At 38.1% G+C, this 13,835-nt stretch carries 12 protein-coding genes and 1 pseudogene; 6 read left to right on the top strand and 7 right to left on the bottom strand.

The window, feature by feature from the left end; all coding sequences use genetic code 11:
• Window positions 1–140: 140 nt before the first annotated feature.
• The 5 genes from virB6 to virB2 are packed head-to-tail and all read right to left on the bottom strand — an operon-like array spanning window position 141 to window position 4,531.
• On the bottom strand, window positions 141–1,106 hold the full coding sequence (gene virB6, locus AYT27_RS06785) for a type IV secretion system protein VirB6 (protein ID WP_011181131.1): 966 nt from the start codon (window positions 1,104–1,106) through the stop codon (window positions 141–143).
• On the bottom strand, window positions 1,093–1,539 hold the full coding sequence (locus AYT27_RS06780; protein ID WP_011181130.1) for a hypothetical protein: 447 nt from the start codon (window positions 1,537–1,539) through the stop codon (window positions 1,093–1,095). The genes virB6 and AYT27_RS06780 overlap by 14 nt, the downstream gene beginning before the upstream one ends.
• A complete protein-coding gene (locus AYT27_RS06775) occupies window positions 1,536–3,890 on the bottom strand; it encodes a VirB4 family type IV secretion/conjugal transfer ATPase (protein WP_011181129.1) in 2,355 nt (784 codons plus the stop codon). The genes AYT27_RS06780 and AYT27_RS06775 overlap by 4 nt, the downstream gene beginning before the upstream one ends.
• A gap of 5 nt (window positions 3,891–3,895) precedes the next feature.
• A complete protein-coding gene (locus AYT27_RS06770) occupies window positions 3,896–4,207 on the bottom strand; it encodes a VirB3 family type IV secretion system protein (RefSeq protein WP_011181128.1) in 312 nt (103 codons plus the stop codon).
• Window positions 4,208–4,531: a type IV secretion system protein VirB2 gene (gene virB2, locus AYT27_RS06765; RefSeq protein WP_011181127.1), complete on the bottom strand. Its 324-nt coding sequence runs from the start codon at window positions 4,529–4,531 to the stop codon at window positions 4,208–4,210.
• 367 nt (window positions 4,532–4,898) lie between these two features.
• Here virB2 and AYT27_RS06760 point away from each other — a divergent pair, with 367 nt between their 5' ends.
• Together AYT27_RS06760 and AYT27_RS09375 are read left to right on the top strand one after the other, a co-directional pair.
• Window positions 4,899–5,642: a thermonuclease family protein gene (locus AYT27_RS06760; RefSeq protein ID WP_011181126.1), complete on the top strand. Its 744-nt coding sequence runs from the start codon at window positions 4,899–4,901 to the stop codon at window positions 5,640–5,642.
• Window positions 5,643–5,891: 249 nt separating this feature from the next.
• A pseudogene (locus AYT27_RS09375) lies at window positions 5,892–6,070 on the top strand (bifunctional riboflavin kinase/FAD synthetase); the annotation flags it as partial.
• A gap of 1,531 nt (window positions 6,071–7,601) precedes the next feature.
• On the opposite strand, the gene AYT27_RS06750 reads toward AYT27_RS09375, so the two are convergent.
• Complete coding sequence (locus AYT27_RS06750) at window positions 7,602–7,844, bottom strand: EexN family lipoprotein (protein ID WP_034448081.1); 243 nt, start codon at window positions 7,842–7,844, stop codon at window positions 7,602–7,604.
• 1,451 nt (window positions 7,845–9,295) lie between these two features.
• Here AYT27_RS06750 and AYT27_RS06745 point away from each other — a divergent pair.
• Together AYT27_RS06745 and AYT27_RS06740 are read left to right on the top strand one after the other, a co-directional pair.
• Entirely contained in the window at window positions 9,296–10,141 is an 846-nt protein-coding gene (locus tag AYT27_RS06745) for a TIGR01459 family HAD-type hydrolase (protein WP_011181125.1), read from the top strand.
• On the top strand, window positions 10,141–11,142 hold the full coding sequence (locus AYT27_RS06740) for a bifunctional riboflavin kinase/FAD synthetase (RefSeq protein WP_034448079.1): 1,002 nt from the start codon (window positions 10,141–10,143) through the stop codon (window positions 11,140–11,142). Before AYT27_RS06745 ends, AYT27_RS06740 begins: the two co-directional genes overlap by 1 nt.
• A gap of 248 nt (window positions 11,143–11,390) precedes the next feature.
• Here AYT27_RS06740 and AYT27_RS06735 read toward each other — a convergent pair whose 3' ends face one another.
• Complete coding sequence (locus AYT27_RS06735; RefSeq protein ID WP_011181123.1) at window positions 11,391–11,720, bottom strand: TIGR01244 family sulfur transferase; 330 nt, start codon at window positions 11,718–11,720, stop codon at window positions 11,391–11,393.
• Window positions 11,721–12,833: 1,113 nt separating this feature from the next.
• Here AYT27_RS06735 and parA point away from each other — a divergent pair.
• Window positions 12,834–13,463: a ParA family partition ATPase gene (gene parA, locus AYT27_RS06730; RefSeq protein WP_011181122.1), complete on the top strand. Its 630-nt coding sequence runs from the start codon at window positions 12,834–12,836 to the stop codon at window positions 13,461–13,463.
• Window positions 13,460–13,690, top strand: a complete 231-nt coding sequence (locus AYT27_RS06725) for a hypothetical protein (protein WP_034448077.1) — start codon at window positions 13,460–13,462, stop codon at window positions 13,688–13,690. The genes parA and AYT27_RS06725 overlap by 4 nt, the downstream gene beginning before the upstream one ends.
• Window positions 13,691–13,835 lie beyond the last annotated feature (145 nt).

Here is a 13,835-nt window from a genome sequence, read left to right as displayed (position 1 = left end):
CAAAATGCACCATGAAACATTTTGATTGGTCTTGTGAAACGGTGGTATCAACTGTTTCATGCAATATACACGGTGTGTGCGCATAACAGCGCACACACCGTGAAGATAAGAACTAGGGTTCTTTTAGGAGGTGTCTGTCATTAAAATCGACCACGACCATTCCCTCCTATTTTTGCCGCTTTGGTTGCGGTTCCTGCTGCACCAGAAAGTGTTGATGCTGCACTTTTTGCCGCGTTTCTTCCCGTTTTAGCGCCGCTGGAGAGCATCGTGAAAATCTGTCCTCCTGAAGATATACCAGCGTTAAAGTATGGACCTCCACTGGAGAGTGCAGAGGCAATGCCAGGAAGCGCACGGAAAAGAATAGCGCCTACTATGGAGATAACGACGACAGGGGGAAACAGAAAATAAATTGACTCATATGTTCCATCGAGAACATACAGAATAATTTTGCACATAATCGTCCCAAGCATGATCACCAAAACTTGCAAAATGGTAAAATTGACCAGTGTCGTAATCCACGCATCGGTAAATTTTCTGGTTGCATTGAACAAATAGAGGCTAATGAAAAGAGGTCCAAGACCTATAATCATCACAAGTGCAACCTGTGCAAACATTTGCACGATAAAACCACCTATACAAAAGACAATAACGGCCATAATCATTAAAGATCCAAGAAGACCAACCATGATCTTTTCAAGGAACCAAGCCGCTGCCAAAACCTCTTGATAGCGGGCACTTGTCTTTAACAGAATATAATCAAAAACATTGGCACTAGAGGGATTACTGTTGAGGGCATTCCCAATAGCATTTGCTAAATCGCCAAAGAAAATATTTTTAACATAGGTATTAAATGTATCCGCGTTGGTTGCCATTGTCGTCACAATGACGATTTTTACAACATTGTTGAGAAGACTATTCATCGAAAGGGCAACGCGACCGGTCATAACATTATAACCATACAGAAAAATAAAAATGATCGAGGCAAGATTTAAAGGGGCTGAAATAGCAGAAGACAAACCACTCACTGTTGTGTTCATTACATTATTGAGTGGTTGTAAAATATATCCAGAAATGCTCTCAAACGGGGAAAAACTAAAGTCGGACATCAGATTTCTCAAGTTTTTCTTTTAATTGTTTTTGAAGATCTTCATGCTTTTTTTGTGTTTGCTCTTCACGCAATTCTTCTTTTGTTTTCGTATCTTTTGCTTGAATCATAGCAAGAGACTGGATTTTTAAAGTATCCGCTTGCAGCTGTGCCTGGAGAAGAGTCAGCTCTATTTGCAGGGCTTGCAATTGTTCAGGTTTAGTCTTTGTATCTGCTTTAAGATTTGCAAGTTGATTGTTTATGTCCTTAATTTTGTTTGCAGTTTGTGTTGCAGATTCATAAATAGACTCAGCTGTTTGTGATTTTGCAACGTCTAATTTTTGCGTGTTTTCTAAGGCTTTTTTATAATATTCATCAGTAAGGGTTGCTGTTTGTGCTTTTGCATGAGAGATGCAAAATAAAGATAACAATGTGACTAAGCTATATTTTTTCATTGATTTTCTCTCCTTTGATGAAATATAGGCAGCCATATGTCTGGGTCTGCTCCATATTCGCTGATAATTTGGTTCACCAGTTCAATATTCTTTGTTGTACCGCTTAAGACGGCGATCTCATCATTCATTCCACGTAAGTTAAGTTCTGCAACAACGGAACTTTGTCCCTGTTTGATGAGAAAACGACGGGATTCTCGACTTAATTCTGATTGTATCAGCTCAAATTCTCGCTCAGTCAGTTTGAAATCTTCAACATAATCTTTATAATTTGCTTTTTGATTTGGAAAAAATATTTGGGTGGGGCATTGCTCAATAATGGTGTGTGCAATTGTTGAATTTAAAGCATCTTTTGGGCTTTGTGTTGCAAAGAGCATCATACCATTTTGTTTACGGATCGTTTTAAGGCGATCTTGCGCAAACGCTTTGAAGGAATCATCTTCAAGCGCTTTCCAGAATTCATCAATGACAATAATAATACGTCGCCCATCAATAAGATCGAGAATTCGGTTAAACAGGTACATCATCAAGGGACGCCGAATTTCTTCATTGTCTAAGAAATCGGTCATGTCATAACCAATGAATTGAGAGTCTAAATTGAGATCGTCTTGATCGTTGTCAAAAACCCAGCCTAAGTCATTGCCTTTGAGCCAGCGTTGTAAGCGTATGGCAATGCCTTCTTTTGATGTGTTATCAAAAAACAATTGGAGGGCACTAAGAGAACGTTGTGCATGGGGGAGATTTCCCAAGGCATCAATGGCTTTGGCAATATCTTGTCGTTCTTCTTCTGTCACCGTTTGTCCTTCAGCTGTCACCAGCTTTAAGACCCAATTACGAAGAAAAACTTTGTTTTTTTCTGTGTATTCCATGCCCTTTAAGGGGGCAATGCCCGTAGGTTGTCCATTTTTCAAAGGCTTATATTTTCCTCCGCCAGCACGGACAAAAATTTCTGCACCCTGATCTTTGTCGAAAAAGACCATTGTCGGGTTGTGTTTTTGGAGTTGTGCAAGAAGAAAATTAACAATCACCGTTTTTCCAGATCCTGAGGGACCGCAAACAAAGGTATTGCCCAAGTCCCCATAATGAAAATTAAAATAATAAGGAGATCCCGCTTGTGTTTTTAGTAATGCCACAGCAGTTCCCCATACATTGCCTTCCAGTTTACCAATGGGAAAGGAATGAAAGGGAGATAAAGCTGCAAAATTTCTGCTGGTAATGGCTCCTGATCGCGCACGATAACTGAAATTGCCAGGAAGTTGCGCCCACCATGCTGCTTCCAATCCTAAATCTTCTCTCGCGATAACGGCTCCTCCATTGGTTAAGTGAGCACGTGCTTTTGAGAGATATTCAGCCAAGGCCTTTGGGTGGTTCGCAAAAACGGCTAGAGAAAGATGATGTTCGCCCAAAACAAAACGATTTGATTCTAAATCATCAAGTGCTTCATCAAGTGCTTCAATTTGTGAGCTGGCACGATCGGCCGCATTTATCATTTGATTTTGTTTGCGACCCATAATGACACTAGCCGCTGCTTTACTCTTAAAGACAAAGGATTGTGTTAAGATAAATTCAAACGGTGCTGTGAGTAAACCATCAGTCATCCCTGGTCGGGTTTTAGAGGGATATTCTTTCCAGCCAAACATGCCAGCAAAGCGTTCATTGCTTTCATGGCGAATTTCAATCGTTTCTTTGCCAAAAATGACACGGTCTGAGTAAATCGTTGAGGCAATAGTGCCAAATGTGAGAGGAATGCGTTCACGCCTTCCTCCCACTAACTGGTGGAGAAATTCACTTTGTTCGGAAAATAAAATGCCTCCATGTGCATAGACTGACAAAAGCCGCGCTCCATAGCTTTCCAATCCTTCTATAAGATCTTGGCTTAACTCTTCAATTTTACGAATGGCTTCCTGATCGGGTTCAGATTGTGTTTTCTTCGCTTTTGCTAAGCGCTGAAAAAATGAAGCAAGCTGTTCAGTCTTATCTGATGCCGGATTCCAAAGCAGTGAAACAAAGAGATCATTTCTATACAACTCTTGTGAAACCATTTTCTTTTTGTATTTTTCATCTAATGTTGCTGCAAAAGAGGAAAAAAACTGACTCTCTGGATAAATCGTTTCACGCCGACGGATGATGTGAGAATATAAAGCAACCCGTTCATCGGCGATATTTTTCAAAAGTGTGTTTAACTGGTTGTGTAAGGAATTTAACTGGTCGATATCTGCAGTGTCAAAATTTACACCTTCAACAACCATCACAGTCATTAAGCAGCGGGAGTTTAATGCAATAACATGTTGGTTGATGTGGCGTATGTAGGGAATATAGTCTTCAGGCAAAGATTCCCGTTTCATCATTGACATCTGTTTCACCTGTTTAGTTCCTCATAAGTACGGATAAGGCGGAGGGGGGACGTTGAACCACCCCCCCATCTGTTCAGATTTTTTTGTTTCCCTCGGGTATTGAGCCAAGCAAATAATACGCGAAATTGGTTATGGTCATGTTTGGTTATTTCACGCAAAACAAAGTGCAACCCAATACCAAGACCAATCATTGTAAAACCGCTGGTTAAAATAAAGAGAATGGATGTTGCCATGACATTAAACGCCATCGCTTCCATTGTAACACCGGCAAACATGGCCGGTCTTGTACAGGCAAGGAAAAGAGGATCTTCGTTCATTTATGATGCACTCGTTAATTTACTAACCAGAGCGGAAGCTCCAAAAACAATCCCAATGCCAATTAGACAGTAAGCGGCTTTGCGTAGATCAATAAAGCCGTACATCCAGCCAATACCTACAGCAGCAACACATATTGTCGCAATCAGCTTTGCCGTTGTTCCTGTCATCATCGTAACAATACTTTGTAAAACATTATCAACATTCCCCAGACCACTGGCACTACCCGTAGCAGCAGCAGCATAAGAAGGGTCTGATACAACGAGCGCTGTTAACAGCAGCATGATGATGATAAAAATGATGTTCCTGGATATAGTGTCTGTCATTTTACCTCTCTTTAAAAAGAATCTTTCTTACTCTTTTGAAATCTTTTTGCCTCTCAAGGACAAAAACCCCTCTGGTCTTAGACTTCACGCGCCTAAGTTCCCCTCGATTTTTCTGGTTTTCTTAAAAGTCTTGATCGTGGACTTTGCTGACCGTCAAAATTCTCTCTCCCAGAGAGCAGATTTTACAGTTGCGCTAATTTAATTAAGCAACTAATAGTTGTACTATTTTTATCAAAATGACAATATCTAAAATGTAAAAAAGAATATTTTCCTCGCAAAATGTGGTTAATTTGCAACACATCCTGCTTAGAACTTTCTCTTAAAAAGTAGGAGGTTGTTCATAAAAATACGAAAGGGCAATGAAACAATGAAGTTTTTAAGCAAATATGTTAAGCGAATGCGATTTAAATTGATTGTTATTCTCTACATTGTGGGTTCTATGTTATGGGGGGTAAGCCAATATAAAGATAAAATAGATTTCAGTTTTCTCACGCCATTGAGAATGCAAGATATCCAAGATATTGTTGAGATGCCTTTGGAAGAAAAAAAAACAACTGAATCTATCACTAAACAGCAATTCACAAAAAATGAACCGGTTTTCAATTTGCAAAAGAGTATTTCACCAAACAGTGTAGTTATTTTTCATGGGAGAGCGTCGGTGACGAGTGGTGTCACATTTAAATTGGTTACTCCTGTGGCGCAATCTTGGCGTAAGCATATCACGCGCAATATTCATCTTTATGGTGTGGATACGTGTGCACCACGTCAAAAAGCAAAATTAGACGATCAAGAATGGCCATGTGGCGCAGTTACAACAGCTTGGTTGGTTACCAAAACACTTGGTCAGGATTTATCGTGTAAACAGGCTCTTATGCGCAATGGTATTTATTATGCGCAATGTTTTGTTCAAGGTGTTGATTTAGCTGAAGCAGGCCTTGCAGAAGGGATGTTGGTGCTTTCACAAGGGGATAAAAATCCTGCTCCAGCACACTATCGTAGTGTTGAAGAAGTCGCGCGTAACAAAAAGGTTGGTTTGTGGTCAAGTGATTTTATCGAGCCTTTACAGTGGCGGAAGGATCATGGAGCTTACAATCCATTTGCAAACTTGTGATTGCTATTTGTGGATTTCTAATTTGTGTAACGGAGAGATCCACGCAATCTTTGGAGTGACCAATTCCTCAATAAAATTGAAAGGAATCAGAGAAATTTTTATGTATATTTTTGTATGGAGGGAGACTCATTGTACCATAAACGGCAGTGTGGACACTGCAGTGATGTTTAATTTTTGCGTCTTCAGAGGGCAGAGGGGCTTCTTTTGGTTTGGCAGTGAGCGGTATTGGCACTTGGAAATTTTGATGGCATGCATTGTAGGCATTAAGTGGTATTCCAAAAAGCGCTCGATTTAGTAAGCATCAGAAATAAGTCTGCTTTTATTTTAGCCTTTGAGCTGCATCCAAGAAGTTTTTTCAATGCTCAGTTCCCGTTGATCGCTTAACAGAGGCTTCCGAAAAAGCTGAAGTTTTTAAAATTCTTGGCTTTGTGCCATTATTATTGAGAATTCTCTAGTAGCGCATGCAAGTGGTTGATATCAAGCATGCGTATTCGGTCATATTTTGCATGAGGCTCATTTGTTTTCTCATCCTCTTTATCTAAGCATTTGGAAATCACTCATTTATCCATTTAAGCATGGTGTCATGTTAAGAGTTTTGCTCTGCTTTTCGTTTATTGCTGCTTGATGGTTCTCACAATTGTCGAGTTCTCTGTTATGAAGCATGGATTTATATTACTGTATGGGTTAGAGTTTCTTCATGGATGTGAGATATAACCACAAGGATATTCCGTTATGCTGTATCTCTTAGTGTAAAACTCTTCAATAATAAATAAGTCACTCATTTTGCAAATGTCGCAGTATAGGATATTTTCAGTCTTCTCTCGGCACATTACTAAGAGAATTTTATTGGAATTTATAGAAATTGGTTTGCTCAAAACTGTCTTCATTATAAAAGTTTATAGATATCATAGAATATGATGACATCATGGTTTTTTTTATTTTTCTAAGACTTTATCGGACATCATTGTTGGCATAAGCAAGAGTGGTCGTTCAGCTGTTGCAGTGATGGCGGGTACTGCGGTGCAGTCTCTGGAATAGCAGTTGGAGGAATGATTGGGAATGGTATTGGTTTATTGGTAGCGTAAGAGCTTTTGATTTGAAAACTATAGGAAGGATAGGTGATAGTTTGGGTCGTCGTATGAGAGATATATGCTTCTCAAATGACAGATAATCCTTTCATTAAGAGAGAGCGAGAGCACAAGTGAGTGAAAATTCATCTATAACTGGAGGGGGAAAGCTTTTACAGAGACTTGTGACTAAAGCGTCTTCTTCTTTTGTTCAAAAGAAAATATTGCCAATATTGGTTTAGACACTATAGGAATTATTGCCGCTCTTTCAAAGTCTAGAATAAAAATGCAATAAATCTTATTTCATGCTTCCTCCAACATCATCAGAAAATAAAGTTATACCGTTTTCTGGTGATTATCATTCCTCAATCTGAGGAAGTTGCAAGAAATAATATTCTTGCAAATCTCATTTTTAGAGCACTCTCTAAAATAGAAATAAGATGTTGATTTATAATGATAATTCATTATCCTTCAACCTGAAGGAGAGCATCGAATATCGTAAGATTCTCTCGTTTCAAATCTGTTTATGGTGAATCAATCAAAATCATTTTCTTGCACATCATGGGGGTGGCGTGTGGGTAAAAACTGTTAAGACAAGGAGGAAAAATGCCTCTTATGAATTGTCTTAAGTACCAAGGGTTATCGCAACATTTTGAGCTGGTATAAGAGTATGATGGTACTAGCTTGCTCCTTCTCAAGCGTAAAAATGATGATGCACAATGGTTATCGTTATACCATTTACGGATGCCGTCGTGAGAATGATGAATTTTTTTGATAAAAATGAAGAAAGAGGCTACAGAGATATCTCTTTACGTGGGGGAGTAATCTCTTCCTTTGATGATTTATAAATTACACTTTATTGGTTTAACAATAGTGTTTAACACTGCGTTTGTTAAAAACTATGTTCACGCTTTGTAGAGACAGGTTTTTGTGAGAAAAATATTTCATTATCGGCTTGTAGTAAATTTTGACAATTTTTTGATGACTTAATAGCGTTCTCAATTAAACATTTCTTTCCCCACGCGTCCCTCAATTTCTCATTTTTTTTGAATTCTTCTACGCTATGGATTTTTTCACAACCAGCGACGGTTAATGCAAGTAATGCAGCTCTGCATAATAAAATAATTTTTTTCATTTTTATCCTCTTTTAATCCCCCCCTAAGAGGGATTTTGATTTTCATCCTGTATCTAGGATACAGCTTTAGCTTTATGATTGCTTGCTCTTTCAATGAGTGCTATGAGTGGAATACTAAGAAGAATTTACGACAGACGCCGTATGAATTTTTTATCGTAGCATAATAGAATGAGAACAAAAGAACTAAAACTGATTACGAAAGAGAATATCATAAAGTATACCAATTCTTTTATCCAATTGTCCACTGAGATCGATGCTACAAGAGGTATTTTTATGCGTTCTAGAAAACCTATGATCCTTATGATTTCTCGTAGCATTCTGTATTGAGCAATACATTGATTTATAATAATTTACTATTATTCAATATACAAATAATAAATTATTGTTATAAGTCAGTACCTTTTACAATATGATATGAAGCCATGAAAGAAAAGCTTATCATGTTTTTTATCACTCAAGTGGTGAGAGATTTCACTGTATTATACTGTTTTGTGGCTAAAAGACTTTCCTCTTTTTATTTGTGGGTATTTTGGTCATTGATTTTCCCCCTTTCATATTATGGCTATTCTTCTCATGATTCCTTACGCTTTATTGTTTTCAGACTCTGTAAAAGATAATGAACCTTTTAAGTTATCAATTTGAGGAGTTATCCTGTGAAATCTTCAAATTCGATTTGGTCTCCATTATTTGGAAGCGCTGATTGGATAGAATATGATTTTAGATCACATTTTACTTATAAATCCTACAGATTAATCCTCTTTGAAGAACAGTGTGCTATTGATTTCATACTGCTTGCGCAACTTTGATTGCAAAAAAACTCTCGATACGGATTCTTTTAAGCTGTTAGGAAACCCCTTATTTATGCATATCACGCTTCATACTCTTTAAATCCTTATTACGCCAAATTAAGAGAATGTTTTTTGTTGATTAAATAAGGTCGTATATTCCTCAAACTTTAAAAAAATACGATATTTTATACGGCTTTAGATTAAAAATTGTTCGAATGTCATCTCAGAATGCTCTTTTAAGCTTAAAAATTAATGTACTATATAAGCAATGTTTTATATTTCCTGTGCTGCGTATTCTCTTTATTTCTCGGGAAGTGGGACTTTTTCTTCTCGTTTTTTTTTCATGAAAATATTTATTCGTACGTTTTCAAAATAAGAACTTGAATGATTCAGATGATAAACTGTATCAATACAATCGCTTTTAGAATTGAAGTTCTCATTATTGTAGTTTTATTCGTTTTTGATGGGAAACATTTTAGAATTTCGCATAGTTATAATAGCTTATTTATTTTATTATTTCTCATGGTTTATAGATGCAATATGAAGCGATGAAGGGATAAAAAACAATGTTGAAAAAGCGGATGACAGAAGACTACTCTTTCGATAAGTCGTTTTGAAGTAAAAGACAGTTTGAGAAATGGCAAAGATATAAATAGGTGTAACATGAATGAACTGACCCATATTGATACTGTTATAGAGGATTATGATGCTGTTTTTTGCGATGTGTGGGGTGTGGTGCATAACGGTGTACATGCATTTGAACCGGCTTTGAAAGTATTACACAAAATTCGAAAGATGGGAAAAAATGTCATTTTTTTGACCAATTCACCTCGTCCACGTGAAAATATCGTTGATCAATTACAAAGTATGAATGTACATAGCGATTGTTATGATGCCATTATCACTTCAGGGGATGTGACGCGTGATCTCATTCGGGCTGCACCGCGTAGAGTTTTTTTTATTGGTCAGCAACGTGATTTAGTTTTGTTTGAAGGGTTGGATTGTGAATTGGTTGAAGAGTGGGAGGCCTCGGTGGTGGTTTGCAGTGGCTTTCTTGAAGGTTTTGAGGAAAAACCTTCCGCTTATGAGGATATGTTTCACCGTATGCGAGCGCGGAATTTACCATTTATTTGTGCCAACCCCGATGTCATTGTTCATTATGGAAATCAGCAGTTTTGGTGTGCTGGTGCCCTAGCGCGTCTTTACCAACAATTAGGGGGTGAGGTGCGCATCGCCGGTAAACCTCATGCGCCTATTTATGAGTGTGCCTTTGAAAAACTTCAAAAAATTCGCGGTGCAGTAGAAAAAAGTCAAATTCTCGCTATTGGCGATGGTCTTTTGACCGATGTTAAAGGCGCTGTTCATTTTGGTCTTGATGTGCTTTATATCATGGGGGGGATTCATCGTTACGATTATTTGCAAAATGGTATGGTCGATAAGCAAGCTTTGCACTCTTTTCTTGAACATCATGGCTATAAGCCACAAGCGGTAATGTGGGCACTGCAGTAATGTCTGATTTTTTGCGTCTTCAAGGGATTGATATGCTTCCTTTGGTTTGGAAAGGGGCGGTATTGGCACTTGGAAATTTTGATGGTGTGCATTGTGGTCATCAGGTGGTACTTCAAAAAGCGCTCGATTTAGCACGCATGAGAAATAAGCCAGCTCTTGTTTTAACCTTTGAGCCGCATCCAAGAAGTTTTTTTCAACACTCAGCTCCCATTGATCGCTTAACAGAGGCTCCTGAAAAAGCTGAAATTTTTAAAATCCTCGGCTTTAATGGTGTGATTGAACAGCCTTTTGATGCACATTTTGCTGCTCTTTCAGCAGATGAATTTATCAATGTGATTTTAAAAAAAGCTTTCGAGGTTTCGGTTGTGGTAACGGGTGAAAATTTTCAATTTGGTCGTCAGAAAAGTGGAAATTCACGTCTTCTTTGTCAAAAGGGAGAAGAATGGGGATTTGAAGTTGTGCAAATTCCTTGTGTTTCGAGCGCACCAAATTCACAATCAGTGATCATTTCCTCTAGTGTTATTCGTAAGCTTCTCTCACAAGGTCAGGTGGAAAAAGCAGCCCGTTTATTGGGCTATCATTATCGGGTGCGCTCAAATATTATTCAGGGCGAACAACTTGGTCGCCTTCTAGGGTTTCCTACTGCTAACCAGATTCTTCCTCCTCAAGCCAGTTTAGCGTATGGTGTTTATGCAGTACGATTGCGTCGTGCTAACGGTGTTTTGTATGATGGAGTTGCAAGTTTTGGTTGTCGTCCAACAGTTGTGAAAAATGCAGCACCGTTTCTAGAAACCTATTTATTTGATTTTAACGGTGACCTTTATGGAGAAAACTGCACTGTTTCTTTCTTCCAGTTTTTACGAAAACAAGAAAAATTTGATGGGCTTGAGCCTTTAATTGCCCAAATGCATCATGACAAAAAAAAAGCAAAAGCCATTTTGGCGGCAGTACAGCCATTGTCGCAGCTTGATCAGCTGCTTACTTTTAAAAATAGGACTTAAATTGATCTGTAAAGGATATGAGAGCAGCAAAAATAGCGCTTAAATTGATGATAATGACAAAAATATATTCTAGAACATCGTGAAATATATGAAGTTTTCGTTGTTGGGAGGGTGAAATGAATGTTTGCAGATCTGATTTCATCATTGTCTTCTCTTTTGTGTTTTCATAGCCTTATGAAATCTTGCGGTTTTTATTATGATTTGAAAGTTTACCGCTTGTTCCTTTCTTGTTGGTTAAGATTAAGTGCTTAAAGACGCGCTAAACGATAAAGATGCATTGAGCGTGTGCCTTGGTGACAATAAGCGAGAAGGGGCAAAGATGCTGTTTTTAAAATTGTTTTCATGATTTCAATATCTGATTTTTTTATGGTCGGTGGCACGATAGGAATGTGATAGGCCTTTATGCCATATTTGCACGCTTCTCCTTGAATGATGGAAAAATCAGGTTGATGGGGATCTTCTTGATCAGGGCGGTTGCAAATGATCGTTTTAAAACCAGTTTGCGCCAATGTTTCGATGTTTTCAACGCTGATTTGGGTGCTGATAAAAATATCAGAGTCAATTTGTTGTAAATTCATCCTTGTTCATTTCCTATATGGTACATCTTCATGCTGTTTTTTGTTTGTTATCCAAAAGAGCAATTATGACAGTGAGGTTTTATAAGAGAATATCTTAACAGAAATGCTTCCTCTGTCGAGAAGAATGGATATGGTTAGAAAAATTGATATGCGCTATGCAAAATATCTTATGCGTAAGATTTATTCCTTGTTTTGTCTTATGATGTCGTTTCTTTCTGCTGCTGGTGGCAAAGTTTAATATGTTTGCATGATGTTGTTTGTGGGCGAGGGGATTACAAAGGAATTTTGTGATGCTGTTCAAGTAAGAGAGATTACTCATTTCTAAAGGATTCTTCTCACTTTCGGGGTTGTGATGTATTGGCTGAGTTTTTGCATCAAAGGCCTTGTTCGAGGGATTTGGAATCGCGAGTTTAAATGCACAGATCCCTTAGAGAGGGCTTTGCCCCATGAAAATTGCGCGGTGTTTCCTTTTTTGCTTTTCATGTTCTTTAATGGCATGGCGCTTTTCACGAAGAACAGCAGGCCATTGCATTGCTTATTTTATGCACTTGTTTTAAGAAGACATTTTACTTTGCTCCCAATTTTCTCTTCCGATAACCATTTGTGAAGAGGATAATGCATGATTTATTGCAATATCACAGCCTTTATGCTTTGAAGTATAGCTTGCTACCGTCTATTCTATTTACCAGTTTAGTTTCTATGGTTGGTTTTGATGGTTGATAAGAGGCATATACCATTCTTTTTCAAATGGTTTTTATTTATACATTGTTTTCTCTTATGATGTGCAGGCGAATGTTTTTTCTGTTTCTAAAATACGAGGGGATGATATATGAAAAACTTTCTGTCTTCTTTGTATTCATTCAATCTGAAAATGACGAACGCTTCTTATAAATAAGGTATGATCTCAATGAGATGGAACAAGTTTTTTTCTTTTGGTTGATTGTATCGGCTATGCAGAAGTGGGCATTTTAAGAACTCAATGGGGGTTGATCTATGCTACAACTTTTGTTGTGAAATGTAAGAGGGAATTGTTTTGAAACTCTCAGATGCTTCTTGTCTGCTTTGTTATTTTCTGTATAATCGTAAAAACGATAAAGCTGAAAGGCATCATGAATGATCATTGGACTTTTGAATCAAAAAGGGGGTGTAGGAAAAACCACTTTGAGTGTGAATCTTGCTGCTAGCTTTGCACGCACAGGAGCGCGTGTGTTGCTTATTGATGTTGATCCGCAAGGTAGTGCATTAGATTGGGCAGCTGCTCGAGAAGGTGCTCCTTTGTTTCCAGTCGTCGGTTTGCCGCGCGCAACGGTTCATAAAGAAATTACACAGATTGGTCATAACTATGATCATATCATTATCGACGGTCCTCCACGTGTAACTGATCTTGCACGCAGTGCTCTTATGGCTTCGGACTTCGTGCTTATTCCAGTGCAACCTAGCCCATATGATATTTGGGCGGCTGATGGGATTGTAAAGCTTATTGACGAAGCACGTGTTTATAAAGAAAATCTGAAATCTGCTTTTGTTATTAATCGTAAAATAGTCAATACAGCAATAGGGCGTGATGTAGGTGAAGCCCTTGGAGTGTATCCAGTGCATGTGCTTTCTGCTAATGTTGCCCAGCGCGTGATTTTTGCAGAAGCTGCAACACAGGGGAAGACTGTTTATGAAGTCGATAAGCAAGGGCTAGCAGCAGCAGAGATTGAAGCTGTTGCAGCAGAAATCAAGGAGTTAGCACAATGAACAAAAAAATTAAGATTGGTACGAAACCAACCAATAAATCAATTCCTTTAACAGCTGATGCATGGGTAGGAAACCATAAAGGGTGCAGAGATGGAGGTATGAAACGTCTCACAATTGATGTGCCGGAAAACTTGCATCGTTTAATTAAGATGAGTTGCGCAAGTCGTGGAACAAAAATAGCAGATGAGGTGCGCGAATTACTTTCACAGAAATACGGAAAAGTGTAAAAAATGATATACGATAATACGGTTTCATTGATTGAATTTCATCTTCTTTAAGAAGTTATCATAAATGTAAAACTTGGTGGGGCTGTATGTGATTGCGCATTATACCCGATTGCTCTGTTCCTTTGTATTCTTTCAAAAAGCTAGA

It is taken from the genome of Bartonella henselae str. Houston-1, from assembly GCF_000046705.1.
Taxonomy (GTDB): Bacteria; Pseudomonadota; Alphaproteobacteria; order Rhizobiales; family Rhizobiaceae; genus Bartonella; species Bartonella henselae.
The sequence above is the reverse complement of the archived record's forward strand: the minus strand, read 5'-3'. Positions and strand labels throughout refer to the sequence as shown.